The 24,088-nt window shown below is 51.6% G+C and carries 23 protein-coding genes; 18 read left to right on the top strand and 5 right to left on the bottom strand.

All coding sequences use genetic code 11. The annotated features are described in order from the left end of the window. Positions 1 to 18 precede the first annotated feature (18 nt). The 5 genes from dacB (at position 19) to ACLPHM_RS08050 (ending at position 3,505) form a co-directional block, all read left to right on the top strand. Positions 19 to 1,455, top strand: a complete 1,437-nt coding sequence (gene dacB, locus ACLPHM_RS08070) for a D-alanyl-D-alanine carboxypeptidase/D-alanyl-D-alanine endopeptidase (protein ID WP_430220704.1) — start codon at positions 19 to 21, stop codon at positions 1,453 to 1,455. An 88-nt stretch (positions 1,456 to 1,543) separates the two neighbouring features. Continuing rightward, entirely contained in the window at positions 1,544 to 2,179 is a 636-nt protein-coding gene (gene upp, locus ACLPHM_RS08065; protein ID WP_430220703.1) for a uracil phosphoribosyltransferase, read from the top strand. Between the two features lie 157 nt (positions 2,180 to 2,336). Further along, positions 2,337 to 2,654 (top strand): DUF883 family protein, encoded by a 318-nt coding sequence (locus tag ACLPHM_RS08060; protein WP_430220702.1) that lies wholly within the window; start codon positions 2,337 to 2,339, stop codon positions 2,652 to 2,654. Between the two features lie 64 nt (positions 2,655 to 2,718). Then, on the top strand, positions 2,719 to 3,126 hold the full coding sequence (locus ACLPHM_RS08055) for a phage holin family protein (protein WP_430220701.1): 408 nt from the start codon (positions 2,719 to 2,721) through the stop codon (positions 3,124 to 3,126). Continuing rightward, positions 3,119 to 3,505 (top strand): hypothetical protein, encoded by a 387-nt coding sequence (locus tag ACLPHM_RS08050; RefSeq protein WP_430220700.1) that lies wholly within the window; start codon positions 3,119 to 3,121, stop codon positions 3,503 to 3,505. The genes ACLPHM_RS08055 and ACLPHM_RS08050 overlap by 8 nt, the downstream gene beginning before the upstream one ends. Positions 3,506 to 3,545: 40 nt before the next feature. On the opposite strand, the gene ubiD is transcribed toward ACLPHM_RS08050, so the two are convergent. Next, the gene (gene ubiD / locus ACLPHM_RS08045; protein WP_430220699.1) at positions 3,546 to 5,090 is read right to left on the bottom strand and encodes a 4-hydroxy-3-polyprenylbenzoate decarboxylase; all 1,545 of its coding nucleotides are present in this window, start codon (positions 5,088 to 5,090) and stop codon (positions 3,546 to 3,548) included. Positions 5,091 to 5,165: 75 nt separating this feature from the next. On the opposite strand from ubiD, the gene ACLPHM_RS08040 reads away from it, so the two are divergent. Continuing rightward, the gene (locus tag ACLPHM_RS08040; RefSeq protein WP_430220698.1) at positions 5,166 to 5,999 is read left to right on the top strand and encodes a lytic transglycosylase domain-containing protein; all 834 of its coding nucleotides are present in this window, start codon (positions 5,166 to 5,168) and stop codon (positions 5,997 to 5,999) included. 61 nt (positions 6,000 to 6,060) lie between these two features. Here ACLPHM_RS08040 and ACLPHM_RS08035 read toward each other — a convergent pair whose 3' ends face one another. Next, positions 6,061 to 7,221 (bottom strand): pyridoxal phosphate-dependent aminotransferase, encoded by a 1,161-nt coding sequence (locus ACLPHM_RS08035; RefSeq protein WP_430220697.1) that lies wholly within the window; start codon positions 7,219 to 7,221, stop codon positions 6,061 to 6,063. 92 nt (positions 7,222 to 7,313) lie between these two features. Here ACLPHM_RS08035 and ACLPHM_RS08030 point away from each other — a divergent pair, with 92 nt between their 5' ends. The 3 genes from ACLPHM_RS08030 to ACLPHM_RS08020 all read left to right on the top strand — a co-directional run bounded on the left by ACLPHM_RS08030 (position 7,314) and on the right by ACLPHM_RS08020 (position 11,517). Next, complete coding sequence (locus ACLPHM_RS08030; protein ID WP_430220696.1) at positions 7,314 to 8,240, top strand: hypothetical protein; 927 nt, start codon at positions 7,314 to 7,316, stop codon at positions 8,238 to 8,240. Between the two features lie 119 nt (positions 8,241 to 8,359). After that, the gene (locus ACLPHM_RS08025) at positions 8,360 to 10,651 is read left to right on the top strand and encodes an NADP-dependent malic enzyme (protein ID WP_430220695.1); all 2,292 of its coding nucleotides are present in this window, start codon (positions 8,360 to 8,362) and stop codon (positions 10,649 to 10,651) included. A 383-nt stretch (positions 10,652 to 11,034) separates the two neighbouring features. Continuing rightward, the gene (locus ACLPHM_RS08020; protein ID WP_430220694.1) at positions 11,035 to 11,517 is read left to right on the top strand and encodes a barstar family protein; all 483 of its coding nucleotides are present in this window, start codon (positions 11,035 to 11,037) and stop codon (positions 11,515 to 11,517) included. 6 nt (positions 11,518 to 11,523) lie between these two features. Here the strand turns inward: ACLPHM_RS08020 and ACLPHM_RS08015 are convergent, their stop codons facing one another. After that, complete coding sequence (locus ACLPHM_RS08015; protein ID WP_430220693.1) at positions 11,524 to 12,273, bottom strand: 16S rRNA (uracil(1498)-N(3))-methyltransferase; 750 nt, start codon at positions 12,271 to 12,273, stop codon at positions 11,524 to 11,526. Positions 12,274 to 12,438: 165 nt separating this feature from the next. Here ACLPHM_RS08015 and tkt point away from each other — a divergent pair, with 165 nt between their 5' ends. Genes tkt through ACLPHM_RS08000 form a run of 3 tightly spaced genes read left to right on the top strand, consistent with a single transcriptional unit; the run spans position 12,439 to position 16,773 of the window. Next, positions 12,439 to 14,484: a transketolase gene (gene tkt / locus ACLPHM_RS08010; protein WP_430220772.1), complete on the top strand. Its 2,046-nt coding sequence runs from the start codon at positions 12,439 to 12,441 to the stop codon at positions 14,482 to 14,484. A 15-nt stretch (positions 14,485 to 14,499) separates the two neighbouring features. After that, entirely contained in the window at positions 14,500 to 15,516 is a 1,017-nt protein-coding gene (gap, locus tag ACLPHM_RS08005) for a type I glyceraldehyde-3-phosphate dehydrogenase (RefSeq protein ID WP_430220692.1), read from the top strand. 60 nt (positions 15,517 to 15,576) lie between these two features. Further along, positions 15,577 to 16,773: a phosphoglycerate kinase gene (locus tag ACLPHM_RS08000; protein WP_430220691.1), complete on the top strand. Its 1,197-nt coding sequence runs from the start codon at positions 15,577 to 15,579 to the stop codon at positions 16,771 to 16,773. A 20-nt stretch (positions 16,774 to 16,793) separates the two neighbouring features. Here ACLPHM_RS08000 and ACLPHM_RS07995 read toward each other — a convergent pair whose 3' ends face one another. Then, a complete protein-coding gene (locus ACLPHM_RS07995) occupies positions 16,794 to 17,633 on the bottom strand; it encodes an NAD-dependent epimerase/dehydratase family protein (RefSeq protein ID WP_430220690.1) in 840 nt (279 codons plus the stop codon). A 97-nt stretch (positions 17,634 to 17,730) separates the two neighbouring features. On the opposite strand from ACLPHM_RS07995, the gene mog reads away from it, so the two are divergent. From mog to ACLPHM_RS07965, 6 genes are all read left to right on the top strand, one after another. Beyond that, positions 17,731 to 18,351, top strand: coding sequence for a molybdopterin adenylyltransferase (gene mog, locus ACLPHM_RS07990; RefSeq protein WP_430220689.1), 621 nt, complete (start codon positions 17,731 to 17,733; stop codon positions 18,349 to 18,351). Between the two features lie 83 nt (positions 18,352 to 18,434). Beyond that, positions 18,435 to 19,499, top strand: a complete 1,065-nt coding sequence (fba, locus tag ACLPHM_RS07985) for a class II fructose-bisphosphate aldolase (protein ID WP_135861670.1) — start codon at positions 18,435 to 18,437, stop codon at positions 19,497 to 19,499. A gap of 105 nt (positions 19,500 to 19,604) precedes the next feature. After that, positions 19,605 to 20,486 carry a phosphoribosylaminoimidazolesuccinocarboxamide synthase gene (locus ACLPHM_RS07980; protein ID WP_430220771.1) on the top strand — a complete coding sequence of 294 codons (882 nt, stop codon included), beginning with the start codon at positions 19,605 to 19,607 and terminating at the stop codon, positions 20,484 to 20,486. Between the two features lie 20 nt (positions 20,487 to 20,506). Next, complete coding sequence (gene purE, locus ACLPHM_RS07975) at positions 20,507 to 21,016, top strand: 5-(carboxyamino)imidazole ribonucleotide mutase (RefSeq protein ID WP_135861669.1); 510 nt, start codon at positions 20,507 to 20,509, stop codon at positions 21,014 to 21,016. A 23-nt stretch (positions 21,017 to 21,039) separates the two neighbouring features. Continuing rightward, the gene (locus ACLPHM_RS07970; protein ID WP_430220688.1) at positions 21,040 to 22,212 is read left to right on the top strand and encodes a 5-(carboxyamino)imidazole ribonucleotide synthase; all 1,173 of its coding nucleotides are present in this window, start codon (positions 21,040 to 21,042) and stop codon (positions 22,210 to 22,212) included. Continuing rightward, positions 22,205 to 23,233: an L-threonylcarbamoyladenylate synthase gene (locus tag ACLPHM_RS07965; RefSeq protein ID WP_430220687.1), complete on the top strand. Its 1,029-nt coding sequence runs from the start codon at positions 22,205 to 22,207 to the stop codon at positions 23,231 to 23,233. Before ACLPHM_RS07970 ends, ACLPHM_RS07965 begins: the two co-directional genes overlap by 8 nt. An 11-nt stretch (positions 23,234 to 23,244) precedes the next feature. On the opposite strand, the gene ACLPHM_RS07960 is transcribed toward ACLPHM_RS07965, so the two are convergent. Further along, complete coding sequence (locus ACLPHM_RS07960; RefSeq protein ID WP_430220686.1) at positions 23,245 to 24,060, bottom strand: alpha/beta fold hydrolase; 816 nt, start codon at positions 24,058 to 24,060, stop codon at positions 23,245 to 23,247. Between the last annotated feature and the right edge of the window lie 28 nt (positions 24,061 to 24,088).

The raw sequence follows: 24,088 nt of genomic DNA, 5'->3' as shown, positions 1-24,088 counted from the left end.
CTGCCGCCAGAGCATGTTATGAAATCCCTCTATCGTCTGTCTCAAAGCCTGTTGTGTTGCGTAGCGTTGTTTCTGCCCCTGACCGCTGTACAAGCGCGTATAGAGGGATTGCCAGACGATCTGGAACGAATCTGGAAAAGCACGGGGTTGCCAGATAGTGCCTTGTCACTCGTGGTGCAAGATGTGGATGGCAATGTGCTTATCAGCCATAACCCGACGGTGCCGCGTAATCCAGCTTCAGTGATGAAAATGGTCAGTACTTGGGCAGCGTTGTCCACGTTGGGGCCCGAGCATACGTGGCGTACTAGCTTGATGGCGCAGCAAGGTGGTGTGATAGACGCTCAAGGTTCTTTGCAAGGGCCGTTGTATATCAAAGCGGGTGGCGATCCCTTTCTGACAATACCTGATCTCTGGAACTTGCTGCGTGAATTGCGTATGCGCGGGGTTAAAAACCTTAGCGATGTCGTGATTGATAGATCCATCTTTGGCACTATCTCTACCGATCCTTATGCTTTTGATGGTGCGGGCGACAGGCCTTATAACGCTAGTCCGGATGCGATGGTGGTGGGGCTAGGAGCTTCTCGCATTGTGCTGCAGCCCGATGCAGATACCAAGCAGTGGCTAGCGTTTGTTGATCCTCCGCTGCCAGGAGTGCGTGTTGAAGGTAATGTGGAGTGGGCGAATGGTAGCTGCCCAGGATCACCAGCGATCAATACTCGGGTTGGGCAAACCGCTGGTAATGTAGTGATTTCATTAAGCGGTAGAGCAGCAGGCTCGTGTGGTGAGTTTAGCGTCTACAGGTTATCTCACTCGCAGCCAGAGTTTTTTGAGGCGGTGTTCCGCATGCTGTGGAAAGAGCTGGGCGGTACGCTGTCACGTGACGTGAAAGCTGGGAGCATCCCAGGCAGCGCCAAAACAGTGGTGTGGCATGATTCTCGCCCATTGCTAGAACAAATACGCATGATCAACAAGCAAAGTAATAACCTCATGGCTACCATGTTGTTGCTATCCGCTGGTGAAAACCTGCAGGGTCGTGGTGCGACCACAGCATCTGCTGAGCGAGCCGTAGAACAAGTGTTGAATCGCCAAGGGGTAAATACGCAAGGTTGGCGCATTGATAATGGTTCGGGTTTGTCGCGTGAAGCGCGGTTGACGGCACAAGGTTTGGCGCAAATGCTGCAACAGGCCTGGCGCTCTAATTACATGCCTGAATTCATTTCTTCTTTAGCGATTGCAGGGGTGGATGGCACGGTAGGGCGTCGATTCAGAGACAGTGATGCGGCAGGGCGTGCTCACCTGAAAACAGGAACGTTGCGTGATGCGCGCGCGTTGGCTGGGTATGTCGTAGACAGCCAAGGGAAGCGTTACGTCATGGTCAGTTTGGTGAACGATCCACGCTCTGATGTGGTGCGTCCTTTTGATGATGCGCTAGTGAAATGGCTGGCAGCTCGTTAGTCTCTCGCAGTTTGGTTTAAAATAGAGAGCTGGTGCGGTGTCAGACTGGCACCGTGTCAGGATTCTAACGATAAGGAATATAGTTTCCATGCCCATACATGAAATACGCCACCCTTTGATTCGCCACAAACTGGGCTTGATGCGCCGCGCGGATCTCAGCACTAAAAACTTCCGTGAGATGTCTCAGGAAATTGCGGCGTTGCTGACTTACGAGGCGTGTAAAGATTTACCGCTGGAAAATACAGCAATCGAAGGCTGGTGTGGCCAGGTTAATGTGGAAAAGCTGGCAGGCAAGAAAGTGACCGTAGTACCTATTTTGCGTGCGGGCATAGGGATGCTGGATGGTGTGTTAAGCCTGATCCCTGGCGCAAAAGTATCCGTAGTGGGTATTGCGCGTAATGAAGAAACCTTGCAAGCACAAACCTACCTAGAGCGTTTAGTAGGCGAGTTAGATCAGCGTTTGGCTTTGATTATTGACCCTATGCTGGCCACTGGTGGCTCGATGGTTGCAACCATCGACATGCTGAAAAAAGCCGGTTGCAAGAATATTCGTGCATTGGTATTGGTGGCTGCCCCCGAAGGTATTAAAGCGGTAGAAGACGCACACCCCGATGTGCATGTTTACACCGCTTCTGTTGATGAGCGTTTGGACGAGCACGGTTACATCGTGCCTGGTCTAGGTGATGCCGGTGACAGAATCTTTGGTACACGCCAGAAAATCTAAGAAAGTTTGAGCTGAATCTAATTTTTACAAATCTTGTAACGGAGGCCTTCAGGCTAGTTGTAAAAATCAGTTAAGCTTAATGTAAACGTAGTGCAGTAGGCTCTATGAAAGTAGAGTCTGCGGACTGTTCAACTTTTTGCTTTTCAAGGAGCGAACTATGGTGACTAGAAAACGTGTACAAGCAGTGGAAGAAAACTTCATCGACGATGTGAAAAGCAGCCTAGACGAAGCAGAGAAATTGCTGCGTGAAGCCGCTTCTGCCTCCGGTGAGAAAGCAACGGAACTGCGTGAAAGCGCATTGCGTGCGCTGCGCAACACGCGTGAAGTCTTGCATGATACGCAGGAAGCCGTTGTGGAGCGTGGTCGTCAAGCAGTCAAAGCAACGGATCACTACGTGCATGACAATCCTTGGCAAGCCATTGGTGTGGCTGCCGTAGTAGGTTTGCTATTTGGTATGTTGGTAAGCCGTCGCTAATTACCTCCGGTTGTTCACTACGGCTGCCTGAACTCAGGCGGCCGTTTTATTGCAAAGAGGTCTCATGACATTACGACAATCTGTGGGCGACATAGGTTGCACCGTTCTGGCGATCTTCCGCACCCGTTTGGAGTTGGCAGCGGTAGAAGCCGGTCAGCAAAAAGCTCGATTGGCACGCATCATGGTGATGCTGTTTGGAGCACTGCTATTTAGCACCTTGGCATTGCTGGTGTTTACACTGTTTATTGCGCTTTTGTTTTGGCCAACGGAATACCGGTATTGGGCGATAGCCAGCTTGTTTGTGGTGTATGCCGTGCTAGGGCTAAGTTTTGGTTTGATGGTAATGCGTCGTTTGAACTCGGGCTCGTACCCGTTTGAAGCGACCGTAGAGGAAATCAAAAAAGACATACAAGTGATTGAAAACTTGCGCCAAGCCTCACGCGATGAAGCAAGGGAGGACAATCATGAGTAGCAGACGTAATAAAGCGTTAGACGCTGAAATTCGCATTGAGTTACTGCGTGCGCGTGCAGCCATCGAGCGTGACGACCTACGTAAACAAGTACAAGCCTTCAACGGGAAGATGCAACCGGCCAACTTGTTTAGTTCTGTACTAGGAGCTGGACGCAATAGTTTGTTGGGTGGTTGGGGAAGTTTATTGTTCTCGGCTTCTACACGCTATCCCTTGCTGTTGTCGTTGTTTTCTTCGATGCTGGGTGGTGTTGGGGGCAAAAAGCTGAAAACAGGAGCAGTTGCGCTAATAGGTTGGCGTTTGTTCCGTTTGTTTACCTCACGTTCTGCCAAGAAACGCAAAGACAATGATGAGCGTAGCGATCGTGTAATAGGACCCTGAGCAGTAGTGCTCAGGGTTTTTTCTGCAGTGCTGTGGACGATTACAGTTTCAGATCAGCCCACAAATCATCCACTCGTTTTTTCACATCATCACTCATCGTAATAGAGCGACCCCACTCACGGTTGGTTTCGCCTGGCCACTTGTTGGTCGCATCCATACCCATTTTGCCGCCTAGTCCCGATACAGGTGAGGCGAAGTCTAGATAATCAATGGGGGTGTTTTCTACCAGAACGGTGTCACGCACAGGGTCCATACGTGTGGTCATGGCCCAGATTACTTCTTTCCAATCACGGGTGTTGATGTCTTCGTCTACTACCACGATGAACTTGGTGTACATGAACTGACGCAAAATACTCCACACCCCAAACATCACGCGTTTGGCATGACCTGCGTATTGTTTGCGTATGGACACAACCGCTAAACGGTAGCTGCAGCCCTCGGGTGGAAGGTAGAAGTCTACGATTTCTGGCAGTTGGCGTTTCAGTAACGGTACGAAGACTTCATTTAGCGCAACGCCCAATACCGCAGGCTCATCAGGCGGTTTGCCTGTGTAGGTGCTGTGGTAAATAGGGTTGCGGCGCATGGTGATGCGGTCCACGGTAAAGACGGGGAACCAGTCTTGCTCGTTGTAGTAGCCGGTGTGGTCGCCGTAAGGGCCTTCTAGTGCTTGTTCGTAGGCACTGTTATGCGGGGCGGGTGCACCTTCGGGTACTACAGGGGGCAATGCATCGGGGTGATCGGCAGGCAGAATGTGGCCTTCCAGAACAATCTCGGCATACGCGGGTACAGATAAGTCGCTACCGATGGCTTTAGCCAGTTCGGTACGGGAGCCACGTAATAGGCCAGCAAATTGGTATTCAGACAAACTATCCGGCACAGGGGTCACCGCACCCAGAATAGTGGCAGGGTCACACCCCAGTGCGACGGCGATAGGGAAAGGCTTGCCGGGGTTGGCTAAGGCGTGGTCACGAAAGTCCAGCGCGCCACCACGGTGCGACAACCAGCGCATGATGAGCTTGTTACGGCCAATTTGTTGTTGGCGGTAAATCCCCAAGTTTTGGCGTTTGGCGTGAGGGCCTTTGGTAATGACCAAGCCCCAAGTCAACAGTGGTGCTGCATCGTCAGGCCAGCAATGCTGTAGGGGAATAGTGTTCAGGTCTACGTCGTCGCCTTCCAATACAACTTCTTGGCAGGCGGGGTTACGTATCATTTTGGGAGCCATATCCCACAGTGCCGACTTCAGCATGGATACTTTAGAGAAAGCATCACGCAAGCCTCGGGGGGCTTCGGGTTCACGCAGAGTAGCCAGTAGTTCGCCTACCTCACGTAGGGCGGAAACCTCTTGCGCTCCCATTCCCCAAGCAACCCGTTTAGGGGTACCAAATAAGTTAGTGAGCACCGGCATTGTGGCTTTTTTGCCCTGATGCATGGCATTTTCAAACAACAGTGCAGGGCCTTCTGCGTTCAGGACTCTATCCCCGATTTCTGTCATTTCCAAGTGGGTGGACACTGGTGTTTGTATGCGTTTTAGCTCGCCGTGCTGCTCAAGCTGGGCGATGAAATCTCGTAAGTCGCGGTATTTCACTGTGAAGAGATACTCCGGTTTTCTGGGGTAAAGGTTGTTAAGATTATACCTACAGGATTAAGAAGGAGTCCGGACATGAATCCAGACTGGGCACATCAAGGCTTACGTCTAGTACGTTATCGCATTAGCGAGTTCGTACATATGTGTGCGATTTACTTGGGTATTGCTGTGCTGGTGACTATTGCAGCGGGGCTGGTTGTGCCGTCGATTCGCGAACAAGCCCGTCAGTTGTACTCGGTGATGGTAGATGCTCTACGCCCCGAAGTGTTGAATAACGACAATTTCGCACAGTTCGCGTGGATGATGCCGGACACCAATACAGAACAAGTCACCGAAGAAGGTGAAGAGCCCCCGCCGCCGATTGAAGAGGAGGTGGTGGAGTATTCTGCTTACCAAGGGTTTGTGGATACCTTGCAGCGTACCGTTGCGGGCGCGAATGTGGGCGGCGTGTCCAAAACCCAATTTCAGGCGCTACGCAGCTACATAGCACGTAAATATAAAATAGCGCACAGCGTGTCGGGGGCATTGGTGCAAACAGCCTTCACCGTGGGGGCCGAGAAACGCATAGACCCACAACTGATTTTGGCGGTGATTGCGATTGAGTCTAGCTATAACCCGTTTGCAGAAAGTCATGCTGGAGCACAAGGTTTGATGCAGGTGATGACCCGCGTGCACCGCGATAAGTTAGAGAACTATGTAGAGCGAGAGCTGGCCGTCTTTAGCCCCGAGGCCAACATTCGTGCTGGTACACAGATTTTGTACGACTGTAGAAAGCGCAGAGGCTCGTTAACAGGGGCCTTGGCGTGCTACGTAGGGGCTACAGGCCCTAGTGATGGCGGGTATGGTGCGCGAGTGTTGGCAGAACGCCGACGCATGGCTCTGGCCTCAGGCATTCCTATACGCGATTAAGTTCAATAAAAAACGCCACGAGATAATCGTGGCGTTTTTTATTAGCCAGACTCTTAGTGCATTAAGCCAAGAAACGGCGCATACGTTCTATGGCTTCGTGCAAACGTTCCAACGAGGTGGAGTACGAAAAACGTAAAGTGTGGTGAGCCATGTTAGGGCCAAAGTCGCGGCCCGGTACAGCCGCTACACCAGCTTCGTGTAACAAGCGTTTGGAGAAGTCTTCACTGTCGTTGCTGTGCGCTTTAATGTCCGCGTAGATATAGAAGGCGCCATCAGGTTTGACGGGAACATCTAAACCAATTTGCTCAAAGGCAGACAGCAGGAAATCGCGACGCGCTTTGAAGGCTAGCCTACGCTCTTCGTAAATTGCCATGCTGTCTTCTGTGAAGCAGGCAAGGGCAGCGTGTTGGGCCAGAGCAGGTGCGCAAATAGCTAAGCTCGCAGCCATACGATCAATGGTAGGGATGAGCGCAGGGGGAACAATCATCCACCCCAGGCGCCAACCCGTCATGTGAAAGTACTTGGAGAAGCTGTTGATGATAATGATGTCATCGTCCAGCGTTAGCGCGCTCAGCGGTTGTTCTTCGTAGTAAATGCCTAGGTAGATTTCATCCATGATGATGAAACCGTTACGAGCACGTACTTCGGTAATGAGCTCCTGCAGCGCTTCACGGCTGATGGTGGCACCGGTAGGGTTGCTAGGGGATGCAATCAGCACACCACGGGTACGCTCGTTCCAGTGTTGGCGTACGTGTTCTGCATTGAGTTGAAAGCGTTGCTCAGCCGTTGTAGGCACTAAAACCGTTTTACCACCAGCAGCCGTCACAAAGTTCTGGTTGGCGGGGTAGGATGGGTCTGGCATCAGTACTTCATCACCGGGATTGATCAATGCCAATGCTGCCAAGGTGAGTGCGCCAGATGCACCGGCGGTGACTACAATACGATCAGGGGTGACTTGTGTAGCACCAAAAAAGCTTTGGTAGTAACGGCTGATGGCAGCACGCAGTGCCGGCTCACCCAGTGGTGGTGTGTACTGACTGCGCCCAGCTTCGCTCGCTGCATGTAGTGCCTGTACTACAGCGGCAGGGGCGGTGAAGTCTGGTTCACCTATGCCCAGGCTGATAATATCGTTGCCTTGAGCGATCAAGGCATTGGCTTCTTTGAACAGTTCTACCGCATGAAAGGGAGTGATGTGTGCAGTTCGATGCGCTGGGCGAAACATAAAGCAGAGAATCTCGGTATAAAAGGCCGCGTCGTTGCGGTGGCTGAGTCAGGATTAACCCTTTAATCATAAGCATATGGCAGGAAAATACAATGCATTCTGAGTCGCGACGGGCTTTTCTGTCAGGTCGTAAGCATGTAGAGCAGGTCAGTGCGTGGGATCAGTTCTGTTTGCAACTGAGTCAAAAAGCGCATGGTGAGAAGCGATTGTTGGGCGAAGGGCAGTTGTGCTTTACGCCTGAAACCCCAGCAGATGTGCATCACGCGCGTAATGTCTGCGCTCTGCATCAGGTGGTGATGGGTGTAGAAGGCGTACCGCACAGGCATAGCGATGACGTATTACCCACCTTGTGGCTGGATCCTCAACGTTTAAATAAATTTCAGATTCTGCAGCCAGAAACCGGTCAGTGGTTTGTGCAGCCGGGCTGCTTGCTAGGAGCGTTAAGCGAAGCGGGCCTACACGGTTTAGCAGCCTGGCCTGCAGAGTGGACGATTGCGGCGTGGCTGCTAGATAGGCACAGCCAAAGTTGGCGCACGGGTCATACCCATTTGTCTGGTGTGGTTCATGCCTCATTATTGATGGACGATGGCACTGTGTCGAGTTTGGGGGCGTTCGGGCAGAATAATACCAAGCCACTGAATACGCCACGGTTGCGCCAACTGGTGCCGCAACTATTTCAATTACAAAGCAGTGAAGCGGGGCAAGCGTGTTTGGCGGTAGCAGAGTGGGAAGCCCGCTATAGGCTCGATGCCTTGCAACCTGTGCAAGCAGGCCAAGATTTGAACTTAGCTCACCTGCTGTTAGGAAGCGGGGGGGATTTGGGTTGGTTAGAGTGGGTGGTGCTAGATGCCCGTTGCTTAGCCACAGAGGCATTGTGGGAGCAGTCGCAAGCCGGTGTGGTGAGTGAAAAAAGCCTACAAATCGCCGCCGCTGATATAGAGATGGAAGTGAAGCAGTGCTTTGATCCAAAAGGGTATTTTACGCATCCTGCACAAGAGTGGGATGGTCTAAAATCATAGTTCTACTATTTTTGCTGCCCTGCAGCATGTGTTCCGTGTGACCTAGAGGATAGAATGGGTCTCTTTAGGGTTAGCCCTGTATTTAGTGTTTGAATTTCTAGAATAAGTGGTTAAACGTTATGGATGAAAATCTCCGCAAGGCAGCGCTCGAATATCATGAGCAAGGTCGCCCTGGCAAACTGTCAGTGACACCTACCAAGCAGTTATCTAACCAGCGCGATTTAGCGTTGGCGTATTCTCCAGGCGTTGCGGCCGCTTGTGAGGAGATCGTCACCGACCCGCAAAATGCGTTCCGTTATACCGGTCGCGGTAACTTGGTTGGTGTAATCACCAACGGTACCGCTGTGCTGGGCCTGGGCAATATTGGTGCGTTGGCATCCAAGCCTGTGATGGAAGGTAAAGCGGTTCTGTTCAAGAACTTTGCTGGTATCGATGTATTCGATATCGAGATCAACGAAACCGACCCAGAGAAACTGGTAGATATCATTGCCGGTTTAGAGCCCACTTTCGGTGGTATCAACCTAGAAGATATCAAAGCGCCAGAGTGCTTCATCGTAGAGAAAAAACTGCGTGAACGCATGAAGATTCCTGTCTTCCATGACGATCAGCACGGTACAGCTATCTGTGTAGCTGCTGCATTCCTGAACGGTTTGGCAGTGGTAGATAAAAAGCTGGAAGAAGTAAAAGTGGTAGTGTCCGGTGCGGGCGCTGCGGCATTGGCGTGTTTGGAGCTGTTGGTAGACCTAGGCCTGCCAATGAAAAACATCTGGCTGACAGACATCGAAGGCGTGGTCTACAAAGGCCGTACCGTCTTGATGGACGAAGCCAAAGCGCGTTTTGTACAAGATACTGATGCACGTAAGCTGGGCGAAGTGATCGATAACGCTGATGTGTTTTTGGGCTTGTCCGCTGGTGGTGTGTTGAAGCAAGAGATGGTGGCCCGTATGGCTGCGCGTCCGTTGATTTTGGCCTTGGCTAACCCTAATCCAGAAATTCTGCCCGAAGATGCACATGCTGTACGTGATGATGTAGTGATTGCTACAGGCCGTTCTGACTACCCTAACCAGGTCAACAACGTACTGTGCTTCCCGTACATCTTCCGTGGCGCGTTGGATATTGGTGCAACCACCATTACACGTGGCATGGAAATTGCGGCAGTACACGCGATTTGCCAATTGGCGCGTGAAGAGCAAGATGAGCTGGTTGCGGCGGCCTACAACATTGAAAATCTGGAATTTGGTCCTGAGTACCTGATTCCCAAACCGTTTGATTCTCGTCTGATTGCACGTATTGCACCTGCTGTTGCTAAAGCCGGTATGGAAGAGGGAGTGGCAACACGTCCTATCGAAGACCTAGACGCCTACGTTTATCAGTTGCAGCAGTTTGTGTACCGTTCAGGCGCTTTCATGAAGCCCGTGTATGGTGCAGCTAAGGATATCGTTAAAAACGGTGGCAAATCACGCATTGTGTTCGCTGAAGGCGAAGACGAAGGTGTGCTGCGTGCTGTACAGGTAATCGTAGACGAGAAACTGGCCACGCCTATCTTGATTGGTAGACCAGCCGTGTTGCAGCAACGTATTGAGCGTTTCGGCTTGCGTATGCGTCTGGGTGTTGATGTCGATGTGACTAACCCCGAGCAAGATGATCGCTTTAACCGTTACTGGACAGCCTATTGGGAAATGCGCTGCCGCGATGGCGTGACCAAAGAGATGGCTCGTGTAGAAATGCGTCGTCGCTTTACGCTGATTGGTGCCATGATGCTGCATCTGGGCGAAGCGGATGGCATGATCTGCGGGACCGTGGGTAGTTATGCCAACCACCTGCGTTTCATTGATGAAGTAATTGGCAAACGTCCTGGTGCAAAAACCTACAGCGCGATGAATATCTTGCTGTTGCGTGAGCGTACTGTGGCATTGGCTGATACACATGTGAATGACAACCCTGACGCAGAGCAAATCGCTGAAATCACGATTGCAGCGGCTCGTCGTATGCGTGAGCTGAACATCGAGCCTAAAGCCGCGTTGTTGTCACGTTCCAATTTTGGTACGGGCAGCTCGTCGTCTGGTAGCAAAATGCGCGAAGCACTAGATTTGATCCGTCAACAAGCGCCTGAGCTGGAAGTGGACGGCGAAATGCACGGTGATTGCGCGTTGGATGAGAGCCTACGTAAACGCATTCTGCCGCAAACTACACTGAGTGGCGCAGCAAACTTGTTGATTTGCCCGAACGTGGATGCCGGTAATATTGCTTACAACCTGTTAAAAACAGAAGCGGGTGGTAACGTCGCTGTAGGGCCATTCTTGCTAGGCGCTAATGCTCCTATCAGTATTATGACTTCTAGCTCCTCGGTACGCCGTATCATTAATATGACGGCGCTGACGGTGGTGGATGCCAACACCGCACGCGACTAAGTTTCGCTACTGGCCTGCCTCTTAACGGAGCGCAGGCCAGTTTTTTTGTGCGTATGCTATTGTAGGTATTTTGCAATACCTGAATTGAAGTGTTGAGGGAAAGAAACGGATTCTTCGACCGCTTGCACAGAGACTGCTAAATGGATTAAAAACCCATTCGCTACGTCTAAATATCGCCTAAGATAAAAACGTTACGGGTTGTTTCTGTGCGCACCGCACGTCTCTTACCGTCAACGAAAATTTCTCAGTCATGACGAATGTACTGGCGATAGACAAGTTTCTAATTTATTGTTCGGATTAGCCGGAAGTAAAAGGCTGATCGGTTCAGATTGAGCAGGTATTATGGATCGACAGGAAGTCAACGTTTTTAGAAGGGCATCGCAATGAGTCAAAGCCTCAATTTGCAAGAGCTGTTGCAGCAGGGTGGCCTGATTAATGCAACCGATGCACAAAAAAGTAAGATATTCACCATGGCACAAGCGGCCGAGATCACTGTAGGTGAAGTGGATTGTGATCGCGCTCGTAGTTGTTCCGCTGTATTGCGCGCTATTGTGAAGGCAGTGGATTACCCCGATTTCTTCGGCAGTGATCTGGATGCGCTCTATGATTGTCTGTGCGACACCGTTTTGGATCAAAAAACAGGGTTGTATCTGTGGTTTGATAAATTGCACACAGGTGACCCAGCGCTGGAAACCCATGCGCAGGCTATTTTGAGTGTGTGTAATGATGTGGCCGACTTTGTCAGCACCAAAGACAAGATGTTCGCTTACACCGTTATTCACGCGGGCAAGCACCCTGATGCTGAGCCAGGTGTAGCGCCTACGCCGTACTCAGGTGCTGACGTAGACGCAACCTACGAAGATTGAGAATGACTACAGCCAGCCCATTCTGGCGCTGGCTGCTGACACCAATGCGATTGCAGCGGTTTCGGTGCGCAAAATACGAGTACCGAAACGCATAGATAAGGCCCCAGCAGCGATTGCTTGGGCCTTTTCTTCTTCTGACCACCCGCCTTCTGGGCCAATCAAAAATACTACATGCGCATCAGGCCAGTCGGACACTCCTGCTAAGGCGCTGTCCAAATCGTGCTCGGCATCTGGGTCGCAAAAAATCACGCGAGTGTGGGCAGAGCTAGGGAGTGATTGTAGAAAAGCAGCCAGTTGTTGTGGGGGGGATACGTGCATCACACGGTTGCGGCCACATTGCTCACTGGCTGATCGGGCAACTTTTTGCCAATGCTGTATACGCTTTTGCAGTCTGTCACCCTGTAATTGCAGAACGCTGTAGCGAGCTGCAATGGGGGCGAGGGCAGTGACGCCTATCTCAGTGCACTTTTCGGCAATCCAATCCATTTTGTCGCCAGAGGCTAAACCTTGGGCGACGGTGATGCGTTGTGGAAGCTCGCGTTCAAGGTCTTGAAATTCCAGCAAGTGCGCCAGCACACCTTTACCTTGATGTTGTAAAGATGCCAAAAATTGTCCGCCTTGGCCATTAAAAAGCCAGACCTTAGATTGGTCTTTGAGACGTAAAACACGGAGCATATAGTGGGCCAGCTCGGTGCTAAGTTCAACGGTAGTGCCTGTTTGCAGGTCTATTTCACAAAAAAAACGTGGCAGATTCATATGCTTGGCTGAGTTTGAAGAGTCATGCTTGTTACAGCATAACCGAGCTCTGTCGTGCTTGGGTGGCGGTTCTGCGGGCATTGCGGTGGTAAAATGAATGGCTTTAATAACTACCTGTTGATGATGGGGCGGGCCACAGTGTCTTTTGCCCTTCAAGAGTTTCCAATGGACTTATCCTCTTCCTCCGTATCGCCCATGGCGAATGCCATTCGTGCACTGGCGATGGATGCCGTGCAACAAGCTAAATCGGGTCACCCTGGTGCGCCTATGGGGATGGCAGAAATTGCCGAAGTGCTGTGGACACGCCACCTCAAACATAATCCAGCTGATCCTGCATGGTTTGATCGTGACCGCTTCGTATTGTCTAACGGCCACGGCTCTATGCTGATTTATGCCCTGTTGCATTTGACAGGCTACGATCTGCCGATGGAAGAACTGCGTAATTTCCGTCAGTTGCATTCGCGTACCGCCGGTCACCCTGAAGTGGGCGAGACTGCGGGTGTGGAAACTACTACCGGCCCATTGGGACAAGGTATTTCCAACGCCGTAGGTATGGCATTGGCCGAGGCTTTGCTGGCAAAAGAATTCAACCGCCCAGGTCACAACGTAGTGGATCACAATACCTACGCGTTTGTGGGTGACGGCTGCTTGATGGAAGGTATTTCCCACGAAGCATGTTCGTTGGCAGGTACATTAAAACTGTCCAAACTGATCGTGTTCTACGACGACAATGGTATTTCCATTGACGGTAAAGTGGAGTCTTGGTTTGGCGATAACACACCAGAGCGCTTCCGCAGTTACGGCTGGAACGTTGTAGAAAACGTGGATGGCCATAGCGTTGAGGCACTGGAAAAAGCCGTACAAACAGCAAAAGCCTACGTGAAAGAAGGTAACGGCCCAACCATCATTTGCTGTAAGACAGTGATTGGTAAAGGCTCACCTAAACTGGCTGGCTCCGAGAAATCTCACGGCGCCCCATTTGGTGACGAAGAGATTGCTGCCACACGCGCAGCCATTGGCTGGCCTCATGCCGCCTTTGAAATTCCAGCAGACGTATATGAATACTGGGATGGCCGCAGCAAAGGCGCTGCCGCTCAATCCGAGTGGGAACAACGCTTTGCCGCCTACCAAGCTGCACACCCAGAGTTGGCTAAAGAACTGGCCCGTCGTTTGCGCAGCGAATTGCCTGCTAACTTCGACGAGTTGGCTCAAGAGCTACTGAACAAAACCCAAGCGGCAGCACAAACCGTTGCTACACGTAAAGCCTCCCAATTGGCCATTGAAGGTCTGGTAGATGGCTTGCCTGAAATGCTGGGTGGTTCGGCTGATTTGACCGGTTCTAACCTGACTAACTGGCCTGGCGTTGCTCCTGTGCGTGCAACCGACGACGGCGTACAGTTCGGTCGTCACATCAACTACGGTGTGCGTGAGTTCGGTATGGCTGCTGTGATGAACGGTATGGCCTTGCACGGTGGTTACCTGCCATTTGGCGGTACCTTCCTGACATTCTCTGATTATTCCCGTAATGCCATTCGTATGGCCGCGTTGATGAAACAGCGCGTGGTGCACGTGTTCACACACGACTCCATCGGTTTGGGCGAAGACGGTCCTACTCACCAGTCCATTGAGCACGCTTCTAGCCTGCGTTTGATTCCTAACTTGCACGTATGGCGTCCTTGCGACACCACCGAAACGGCTGTGGCATGGATTGAATCCGTGCGCCGTCCAGCAAGCGTAGGCTTGAACGTGAAAGACGGTGGCCCAAGTGCGCTGCTGTTGTCCCGTCAAAATCTACCTTTCGTTGAGCGTGATAGCCAAACTGTTGCGGCGATTGCGCGCGGTGGTTATGTATTGCGTGATGCGGCTAACGCACGTGCCATCATCATGGCTACAGGTTCTGAAGTAGAACTGGCGTTGAAGGCGCAAACTGAATTGGCAGAAAAAGGTATTCCAGTGCGCGTGGTTTCCATGCCTTGCACCAATATCTTTGATGCACAAGATAAAGCGTGGCGTGATGCCGTGTTACCTGCTGGCATGCCCCGTGTGGCGATTGAAGCGGGTTCCACTGGCTTGTGGCACAAATATGTAGGCCTAGATGGTGCGGTTCTAGGTATAGACAGCTACGGTGCGTCTGCGCCGGCTGATGTACTGTTCAAGCACTTTGGTCTGACCACTGAGAAGCTGGTCGAAGCTGTAGAAAAGATTCTGTAAATTAGGAGATCCAAGATGACGATTCGCGTCGCTATCAATGGCTATGGTCGTATTGGCCGTATGACACTGCGTGCTCACTACGAGTACGGTAAGAAACACGGTATTGAAATCGTAGCAATTAATGCTCCTGGCCAAGACGAAGTGGCTAGACATCTCACACGCTTTGATACGGTACATGGCCGTTTCAACGCCGAGGTAGAGCTGGAAGGCAAAGAGTATTTGGTCATCAACGGTGATCGTATTCGTTTGTTGTCTGAGCGTGATCCTACTAAATTGCCTTGGGGCGAATTGAATGTAGACGTGGTCATGGATTGCACAGGTCGCTTCACAACCAAAGAAGCAGCAAGCGCGCATTTGCAAGCGGGTGCTAAGAAAGTGTTAATCTCTGCACCTGGTGGCAAAGATGTAGACGCTACGGTCGTGTACGGTGTGAACCACAACGTGCTGAAAGCCACTGACACAGTTGTGTCTAACGCTTCTTGCACCACCAACTGCTTGGCACCATTGGCTCAGCCTTTGAACCAAGAGTTGGGGATTGTGAACGGTTTGATGACGACTATTCACGCCTTCACAAACGACCAAGTACTGATCGACGTTGCGCACAAAGATTTGCGCCGTGCCCGTGCAGCTACCATGAGCATGATCCCAACCAAAACTGGTGCAGCGGCAGCAGTAGGTTTGGTATTGCCTGAGCTGAACGGTAAGTTGGATGGTTACGCTGTACGTGTTCCTACCATCAACGTGTCCATGGTTGATCTGACCTTTATGTCGGCTCGTCCTACTAGCGTAGAAGAAGTAAACAGCATCCTGAAAAAAGCCTCCCAAGGTGCATTGAAAGGTGTGCTGGACTACAGCGACGAACCGCTGGTGTCCACCGACTACAACCACAGCACTGCGTCTAGCACAGTGGATTCTATGCTGACTAAAGTATCGGGTGGTAGCTTGGTGAAAGTTGCTGCATGGTATGACAACGAATGGGCTTTCTCCGTGCGTATGCTGGATACGGCTCATGCGATGATGACCGCCAAATAAATACAGCGGCTCAAAAAGGCGGGGGTTCCCCGCCTTTGTCGTGCCTAGGATAAAGCAATCATGATTACTACGATTAAAACACTAAGCCAACTGGTGGCCGAAGGCCAAGTGGCAGGCAAGCGCGTGCTGATTCGTTCTGATATGAACGTGCCTATGGCTGGCGGTGTGATTACTGAAGACACACGCATTCGTGCATCGCTGGAAGCCATTCGCATGGCATTGGAAGCAGGCGCAGGCGTTATGGTGATGAGCCATTTAGGCCGTCCCAAAGAAGGCGAAATAATGCCTCGCGACACGCTTACTCCTATTGCTGAGCGTTTGAGCGAGTTGTTGGGTGTTTCCGTGCCGTTGCAACGCGACTGGATCGAAGGGGTAGATATTGCTCCCGGTCAAATCGTGCTGCTGGAAAACTGCCGCTGCAATGTAGGCGAAAAAGCCAACGATGAAACACTGGCTCGAAAAATGGCAGCGCTGTGCGACATCTACGTGAATGATGCATTTGGCGCAGCGCATCGTGCCCAAGCCTCTACCGAAGGTGTGGCGCGTTACGCTCCTATCGCATGTGCCGGTCCTTTGTTGGAAGCCGAGTTGAACGCATTGCGTCGCACATTGACAGACCCTGCTCGTCCTTTGGTGGCGATTGTGGGTGGTGCCAAAGTTTCTACCAAGCTGTCCATTTTGTTGGCCTTGGCGAACAAAGTAGATCAACTGATCGTGGGTGGCGGTATTGCCAATACATTCATGTTGGCTAAAGGCTTGAAAGTCGGCAAGTCGTTGGTAGAAGAAAGCCAAATAGAAGAAGCGCGCCAAGTCATCGCGGTGATGAAAGAGCGTGGTGCTGAAGTACCTATTCCAGTGGATGTGGTATGTGCAAAAAGCTTTGCTACTGATGCCGAGCCCACCGTGAAAGCTGCTACGGATGTGGCAGACGATGATCTGATTCTGGACATCGGTCCTGAAACAGCACAACAGTTGGCTGGCATTTTGCGTAACGCAGGCACGATTGTGTGGAACGGCCCAGTGGGCGTGTTTGAGTTCCCGAATTTTGCAGGCGGCACACGCGTGTTGGCACAAGCTATTGCAGACTCAAATGCTTTCTCTATCGCTGGCGGTGGTGACACCTTGGCGGCAATTGCAGCGTTTGATGTGGCCGATAAGATTGGCTATATCTCTACTGGCGGTGGTGCTTTCTTGGAATTCCTGGAAGGTAAAAGTTTGCCTGCCGTAGCGGTATTGCAGGAACGCGCAGCTGAATAAATAGCCAACCTAGTTGGGTGTTATAACGCGCTCAAAATGGCCTGATAACCTGCTAGGGTGTCAGGCCATTTTGGTGTCCAGCCTAGCTGTTTTAAACGTTGGTTGCGAAAGCGCTTACCTTGGGCAGGAGCCTGATCATTACGCTGTGGCGGCGTGATACCCAACGATTCGGCCAAGGGAGCGTACAAGTCTATTTGTTCTAGCGGGGTGTCATCAGTACCCACATAAAGGGCTTCTGGCTGTGGGTGCTGCAGCAGCAGACTGCACGCTTGCACCACGTCATCAATATGGATACGGTTTGCCCAATTTCCGGGTGAAGTGGGTACTACCCAACCTGGTTTACGTATGCGTTGCAGCCATTGCAGACGCTCTGGGCCATAAATGCCACTAAAGCGAATCACTACCAGTTTGTCTCCCAAGCGCTCGCGCAGCAACTGCTCAGCTTTTACCAAGGCGATGCCGTTGAACTGTTCAGGGTGAGTAGGGCTGTGTTCGTCTAACCATGATTCGCTAGCACCATAGACGGCCGTAGAAGAGACAAACACAAAGCGTTGTAAGGCATCAAGATCTAATGCGTTTAACAGATTATTGAGGCCGGTGTCGTAAATGGCGGCATACCCAGCTTCAGAGCGTTCGCTAGGCGTGGCGGTGTACAGCACATGGCTGCATATGGGTAGCTGTTGCAGGCTGTCTGCTTGGGTGAGGTCGGCTTGAATAGCAGGTATGCCTGTTTCTGCAGGGTTGGGGTTACGGCGTAAGGCCCATTGCGAAACGGAGATCTGTTTAAGCTGTTGATAACAGCGTTTTGCAATGTCACCGGCACCTGCGTATAAAATCCCAGTAAGAGGTTGGTCTGACATGGCAAAAACTCCTAGGTTGGCTGTGGGTTATGCGTTTGCACTACGGCTGCTTTTTGGGCATAGTGAATAGTTTGTTCCATTGTACTGTGAGGGACCTGTGAAAAAATTACAGCGTACGCATCCAGATGAATTGTTGGTGGGGTTGGTGTCGGTGTCTGATAGGGCTTCTGGCGGCCAATATCAAGATGAGGGCATCCCTGCGTTAGAGTCATGGTTAGAGGCAACGTTGATACAGCCCGCGCAGTGCGTGTCGCGTTTAGTGCCGGATGACACGGATACAATCTCGGCCACATTGAAAGAATTGGTCGATGAGCTAGGCTGCGATTTGGTGCTGACCACGGGTGGTACAGGCCCTGCGCGCCGCGATGTGACGCCGGAAGCCACGTTGGCTGTGGCTACACGTGAAATGCCAGGGTTTGGCGAGCAAATGCGCCAGATTAGTTTGAAGTTTGTACCTACGGCGATCTTGTCACGCCAAGTGGGCGTACTGCGCGAAACGGCAGATCATGCGGCATTGATTTTGAATTTGCCTGGTCAACCCAAAGCGATTAAAGAAACGCTGGAAGGCTTAAAGGACGATCAGGGTAAAATAGTGGTGCCCGGTATTTTTGCGGCTGTGCCTTACTGCATTGATCTGCTTGGCGGTCCTTATGTGGAAACACATGAGCACATAGTGTCGGCATTTCGCCCAAAATCGGCACGTAGGCCCAAACAATAATACGCAAAACAAGCAAGAATTCGTTTTCACCCGTAAAATTACGGGTGATTTAGTTATTTTATTCAAGTACTCAGGAGATCTTCATGGCCTTGGTTTCCATGCGTCAGCTGTTGGATCATGCGGCTGAAAATGGCTACGGCATTCCCGCATTTAACGTGAACAATCTGGAGCAGGTCCAGGCAATCATGGAAGCGGCAGCTGAGACTGATAGCCCCGTTATCATGCAAGCTTCGGCAGGTGCCCGCAAATACGCAGGCGAAAAATTCCTGCAAGGTTTGATTCGTTCCGCCGTTGAAAGCTACCCGCACATTCCTGTGGTGATGCACCAAGATCACGGCCAGTCACCCGCTGTATGTAAAGGCGCCATCGAGATGGGCTTTAGCAGCGTGATGATGGACGGTTCTTTGGAAGAAGACGGTAAAACGGTTGCTGACTACGAATACAACGTAGACGTGACTCGTCGCGTTGTAGAAATGGCTCACAAGCTGGGCGTTACGGTAGAAGGCGAGTTGGGTTGCTTGGGTTCATTGGAAACCATGCAAGGCGACAAAGAAGACGGTCACGGCTTTGATGGCGTGTTGACCCTAGACGAGTTGCTGACTAGCCCAGAGCAAGCGGCAGACTTCGTTCGTCGCACTCAGTTGGATGCGTTGGCGATTGCTATTGGTACTAGCCACGGTGCGTACAAGTTCACTCGCGAACCTACAGGCGATATCTTGTCCATCCAGCGCGTGAAAGAAATCCACGCTCGTTTGCCTAACACTCACTTGGTGATGCACGGTAGTTCAAGCGTGCCACAAGAGTTGTTGGCCGAAATTCGTGAATTCGGTGGCGATATGAAAGAAACCTACGGTGTGCCCGTAGCGGAAATTCAAGAAGCCATCAAATACGGTGTACGCAAAGTAAATATCGACACTGACATCCGTTTGGCGATGACTGCTGCGATCCGCCGTTTCTTGTTTACGTATCCAGACAAGTTTGATCCACGTGAATACCTGAAACCAGCACGTGCTGCTGCCAAAGCAGTGTGTGTGGCTCGTTATGAGCAGTTTGGTACTGCAGGTAATGCATCCAAAATCAAACCTATAGCCTTGGATGAAATTGCCCGCCGTTATGCCTCGGGCGAACTGGCCCAAAAGGTACAGTAAGGCTTAATACAGGCCATCCCACGGATGGCCTGATTTGTTTGCGGGGTATAGGTCCCTCTGACTTGCTGCTTGCCCGCAGCAAGGCGCTTTTTTAAGGAAAACATGGTGCAACAGGCGCTTTTCGAATCCACTCTGAAATCCCTACCTTTGTTGGCACGCGGTAAAGTGCGTGACATGTACGAGGTGGGCGACGATAAACTTCTAGTGGTTGCTTCCGATAGATTGTCAGCTTTTGATGTGATCATGGATGATCCCATTCCCGGTAAAGGGGCTGTGCTGACGAACATGACGGAGTTTTGGCTGAAGAAGCTAGCGCACATCGTACCTAATCACTCTACAACTGTACGTGCTATTGATGTGGTAGCTGCAGATGAGCAAGCTCAGGTTAAAGACCGTGCGGTAGTGGTAAAGCGTTTAAAACCTATCATGGTAGAGGCCGTAGCACGCGGCTATATCATTGGTTCGGGCTGGAAAGAATATCAAAAAACAGGTGCGATCTGTGGCATTGCTTTGCCCGCAGGTTTGCAACAAGCTAGCCCGTTGCCTGAGCCTATTTTTACGCCTGCGGCAAAAGCAGAAATGGGTTCTCACGATGAAAACGTGAGCTTCTCCCACGTTGTGGCAGAAGTAGGTCAGTCGTTGGCTGAGCAAATTCGTGATATCACATTGCGTTTGTACAAAGAAGCCGCTGCTTACGCAGCAACGCGCGGCATTATCATTGCCGACACAAAATTTGAGTTTGGTCTGGATGAAGACGGTGTATTGCACTTGATGGATGAAGTGCTGACACCAGACTCTTCCCGTTTCTGGGATGCGAGCAGTTACCAACCTGGTACTAGCCCAGCGTCCTTTGATAAACAATTTGTACGTGATTGGCTGGAAACCCAAGACTGGGATAAAACACCGCCAGCGCCACGCTTGCCTGCTGATGTGATTGCTCGCACTGCAGCCAAGTACCAAGAAGCCTTGGACAAATTGACTAAGTAATACGCGGAGTAAGTAAGGACATGAGCACAGTAGCACCCGTAACAGTAGGGGTAGTCATGGGGTCTTCCAGCGATTGGCCGGTAATGCAAAATGCAGCCGCCATTCTGGAAGAGTTTGGTATTGCCTTTGAAACCCTAGTGGTATCGGCTCACCGTATGCCGTTGGATATGGTGGAGTATGGTCGTAAAGCCAGTGAAACTGGCATGAAAGCCATTATTGCTGGTGCGGGTGGTGCAGCGCATTTGCCAGGTATGTTGGCAGCCCTAACTGAAGTGCCTGTCTATGGTGTACCGGTGCCATCACGCTACTTGCGTGGCGAAGACTCGCTATTGTCTATCGTACAAATGCCTAAAGGCGTACCGGTAGCAACCTTTGCGATTGGTGAAGCCGGTGCAGCCAATGCCGCCTTGCATGTGGTGGCCAACTTGGCGATGTATGACGATGCATTGCGTGTGAAGTTAAACGCATTCCGTGCGCGCCAAACTGAAGTGGCACGTAATATGCAGGTGCCTCCACCTGAGCAAGCCTGATTTTTAAGCGAAACGAGCAGTATATGAACAAGGTTACAAACGAGGCCGTGATCCAACCTGGCGACTGGCTAGGTATGATTGGTGGCGGTCAATTGGGACGTATGTTTTGTCATGCGGCCCAAAGCTTGGGCTACAAAGTAGCTGTGTTGGATCCTGATCTCAACAGCCCTGCGGGCGCTGTAGCGGACAAACATATTCGTGCCGCGTACGATGATGAAAACGGTTTGCGTGCGTTGTCGGCACAGTGCAAAGCCATCACGACTGAATTTGAAAACGTACCAGCAGCTAGCTTGCAGTTCTTAGAACAAAGCAGCCGTGTGACGCCTTCTTCGTCTGCTGTGGCCGTTGTGCAAGACCGTATTGCTGAAAAAGCGTTTATTGTGTCTGCGGGTGTGCCTGTAGCGCCTTATGCGCCTATACACAGCAAAGCCGATTTACAAAATGCCGATGCGGCATTGTTCCCTGGTATTTTGAAAGCCGCACGCTTGGGTTATGACGGTAAAGGTCAAGCGCGTGTGAGCAGCCGAGAAGAGGCGCTGAATGCGTTTGCCCAATTTGGCGAAGTACCCTGTGTGCTAGAAGCATTGCAGCCATTGAAAGATGAAATTTCTGTGGTGATGGCACGATCTTTAAACGGTGAGGTCGCGGCATTTGTGCCTTCGCATAACGAGCATCGTGACGGTATCTTGGCGGTTTCCACAGCAGCATCTTCTAACTTGCCGGTGTACCAAGAGGCCATTGCTGCCGCAACGAAAATTGCACAAACCTTGGGTTACTATGGTGTGTTCTGTGTGGAGTTTTTCATTCTGCAAGACGGCTCGGTGATCGCTAATGAGGTTGCTCCACGCCCCCATAACAGTGGCCACTTCACCATGGATGCGTGTGTGACTAGCCAGTTTGCACAACAAGCACGTGTGATGGCAGGTTTGCCGCTGGGTTCGGCGACATCACACAGCTATTCCGTGATGTTGAACTTGTTGGGTGATTTGTGGTTTGACGAGCAAGGCACATACCGTGAGCCAGACTGGACGGGTGTGTTAGCGGTGCCCGGTGCATGTTTGCATTTGTATGGCAAAGCAGAAGCCCGTAAAGGCCGCAAGATGGGCCATATCAACGTGGTAGGTAGCACGCTGGAAGAAGCGCAACAACGTGCGGCACAAGCCGCCTTGCCTTTGGGTTTTGTGTACCATGCATGAGACTGTAATCAGCCCGTCTGATGCGCAGTCTGTGCAGCAGGCTGCTGAATTGCTGTATGCGGGCGAGCTAGTCGCATTTCCTACCGAGACCGTTTACGGCTTAGGGGCAGATGCAGAAAATCTTGCAGCGCTGGCCAGTATTTATGAGGCCAAGGGGCGTCCTAGCAATCACCCGGTGATTGTGCACGTCGCCCCCGGGGCTGATTTGTACTACTGGGCCAAACAAATTCCCGATGAAGGTTGGCGCTTGGTGGAGTGTTTCTGGCCAGGCCCATTAACCTTGATTTTGCCTAAGGCAGATCATGTACCGCTGCAAATTACCGGTGGACAGGACAGCGTAGGGGTACGCTGCCCATCGCACCCGGTAGCACAAGCTTTATTGACGGCCTTTGCCAAGTGCAAAGGTGGGCAGGGCGGTGTGGCGGCGCCGTCGGCCAACCGTTTTGGACGCATCTCACCTACACAGGCGTATCACGTACAACAAGAGTTCAAAGGGTGTGTATTGCAGCCCAAGATGATCTTGGAAGGTGGCCCAGCCGAAGTAGGGATTGAATCCACCATTGTGGATGTATCGCGTGTTGCAACGACGGGTGAAGTAGCCGTCTTGCGCCCTGGTGGGATTAGCGTGGCCCAAATAGAGGCAGCGCTAGGGCGTTCGGTACAAATAGGGGCCAAGCACCATGCACCACGCGTGTCGGGCAGCTTAAAGGCTCACTATGCGCCAACGACGCCACTCTTTAGCTTGTCGCGTGCAGCGTTGCACGCCAAAGTAACTGAGGCTACAGCACCTAAGAAAGTAGGGTTGTTGGGCTTTGGGAAGGCACCAGCAGCGTTAGCGGCTGGACTGCAGTGGGTAGAGTTGCCTAGCCAACCAGCACACTTTGCACACGCGTTGTATGCGTTGCTACGCGAGTTGGATGAGCAAGGTTTTGATGCCTTCTATATTGAGCAGTTGCCGACGACGCCAGAATGGCTGGCCGTGGCAGATCGGCTCAACAGGGCCGCTGCCGCGTTCGAATAAATCACTACGATTTAATCCAGTAAGTTCTGCTCTTGTAAGAAGCGCAAGCAGCGCTTCTTGAGGCGTTCCGGTTGTTCAAAGTGTGGACTATGCCGGACGCCCGCCAACACCATGGCCTCGGCATGAGGCACCAAGCATTGCACCCCATATACCTGATGTAAGGATGAGTATTCATCCTCATCGCCTTGTATCAGTAGCGTAGGGCATTGGATATTGGCGACATCACTTTCTATGTTCCAGTTCTTCTGGAAGTAAGGGCTACTCCACGCACGGCTCCAGGGTTTGAAGGTGCCATCTACATCTTGATGGTAACGAGCCAGTCGTTGGCGCAGATCGCCGCTGTCGTACCAGTTGATGCAATGCTCTAACCCGTGGTGCATAAAGGGTTCTACATTGATGTGGGGCGCGACACAAATGATGGCTCGTGCAGCACTGTTATCCATGGCCGCATTCAAAAGGGCAATCGAGCCGCCGTCGCTGTGACCAAATAAAATAGGGCGTTCGTCAGCTAAACCCAACGCAGCCAGCACGGCAGGCAAACGCTGCTGCGCTTCACGATGCAAGTAGTTGATGGGTAAGTCTTCGTTAGGGTTACGTGGTGTGCTTTGACCATAGCCGGGGCGTGAGTACAGTAATCCACGGCAGCCCAAGAAAGAGGCCAATTCTTCAGGCCAAAAAGACCAGTGCGTAATGCTGCCTAAGCCTTCATGTAAAAAGACCAGCAGTGGCGCTTGAGGGTCTTGGCTTCCTACCCATTGATATTCAATGTCCAGCAAGTTGCCGTCTTCGGTGATTTGCAGCGTTTGATGTGTAGCAGGTTGACGCATGGTAAAGCCTAGCCTAACGAAGGAAAAC

Origin of the sequence: Paenalcaligenes sp. Me131 (assembly GCF_050487225.1) — a bacterium.
Lineage (GTDB): Bacteria > Pseudomonadota > Gammaproteobacteria > Burkholderiales > Burkholderiaceae_B > Paenalcaligenes.
The sequence above is the reverse complement of the archived record's forward strand: the minus strand, read 5'-3'. Positions and strand labels throughout refer to the sequence as shown.

Bases quoted from the DNA above. Each gene is read 5' to 3' on its own strand.
- ACLPHM_RS08050 (WP_430220700.1), top strand. From the start codon at position 3,119: ATGAGTAGCAGACGTAATAAAGCGTTAGACGCTGAAATTCGCATTGAG.
- upp (WP_430220703.1), top strand. From the start codon at position 1,544: ATGCCCATACATGAAATACGCCACCCTTTGATTCGCCACAAACTGGGC.
- ACLPHM_RS08035 (WP_430220697.1), bottom strand. From the start codon at position 7,221: ATGTTTCGCCCAGCGCATCGAACTGCACACATCACTCCCTTTCATGCG.
- ACLPHM_RS08000 (WP_430220691.1), top strand. From the start codon at position 15,577: ATGATTACTACGATTAAAACACTAAGCCAACTGGTGGCCGAAGGCCAA.
- ACLPHM_RS07995 (WP_430220690.1), bottom strand. From the start codon at position 17,633: ATGTCAGACCAACCTCTTACTGGGATTTTATACGCAGGTGCCGGTGAC.
- dacB (WP_430220704.1), top strand. From the start codon at position 19: ATGAAATCCCTCTATCGTCTGTCTCAAAGCCTGTTGTGTTGCGTAGCG.
- purE (WP_135861669.1), top strand. From the start codon at position 20,507: ATGAGCACAGTAGCACCCGTAACAGTAGGGGTAGTCATGGGGTCTTCC.
- tkt (WP_430220772.1), top strand. From the start codon at position 12,439: ATGGACTTATCCTCTTCCTCCGTATCGCCCATGGCGAATGCCATTCGT.
- ACLPHM_RS08015 (WP_430220693.1), bottom strand. From the start codon at position 12,273: ATGAATCTGCCACGTTTTTTTTGTGAAATAGACCTGCAAACAGGCACT.
- ACLPHM_RS08030 (WP_430220696.1), top strand. From the start codon at position 7,314: ATGCATTCTGAGTCGCGACGGGCTTTTCTGTCAGGTCGTAAGCATGTA.
- ACLPHM_RS08040 (WP_430220698.1), top strand. From the start codon at position 5,166: ATGAATCCAGACTGGGCACATCAAGGCTTACGTCTAGTACGTTATCGC.
- fba (WP_135861670.1), top strand. From the start codon at position 18,435: ATGGCCTTGGTTTCCATGCGTCAGCTGTTGGATCATGCGGCTGAAAAT.
- ACLPHM_RS08025 (WP_430220695.1), top strand. From the start codon at position 8,360: ATGGATGAAAATCTCCGCAAGGCAGCGCTCGAATATCATGAGCAAGGT.
- ACLPHM_RS08020 (WP_430220694.1), top strand. From the start codon at position 11,035: ATGAGTCAAAGCCTCAATTTGCAAGAGCTGTTGCAGCAGGGTGGCCTG.
- ACLPHM_RS07965 (WP_430220687.1), top strand. From the start codon at position 22,205: ATGCATGAGACTGTAATCAGCCCGTCTGATGCGCAGTCTGTGCAGCAG.
- ACLPHM_RS07970 (WP_430220688.1), top strand. From the start codon at position 21,040: ATGAACAAGGTTACAAACGAGGCCGTGATCCAACCTGGCGACTGGCTA.
- ACLPHM_RS08060 (WP_430220702.1), top strand. From the start codon at position 2,337: ATGGTGACTAGAAAACGTGTACAAGCAGTGGAAGAAAACTTCATCGAC.
- ACLPHM_RS08055 (WP_430220701.1), top strand. From the start codon at position 2,719: ATGACATTACGACAATCTGTGGGCGACATAGGTTGCACCGTTCTGGCG.
- ACLPHM_RS07960 (WP_430220686.1), bottom strand. From the start codon at position 24,060: ATGCGTCAACCTGCTACACATCAAACGCTGCAAATCACCGAAGACGGC.
- gap (WP_430220692.1), top strand. From the start codon at position 14,500: ATGACGATTCGCGTCGCTATCAATGGCTATGGTCGTATTGGCCGTATG.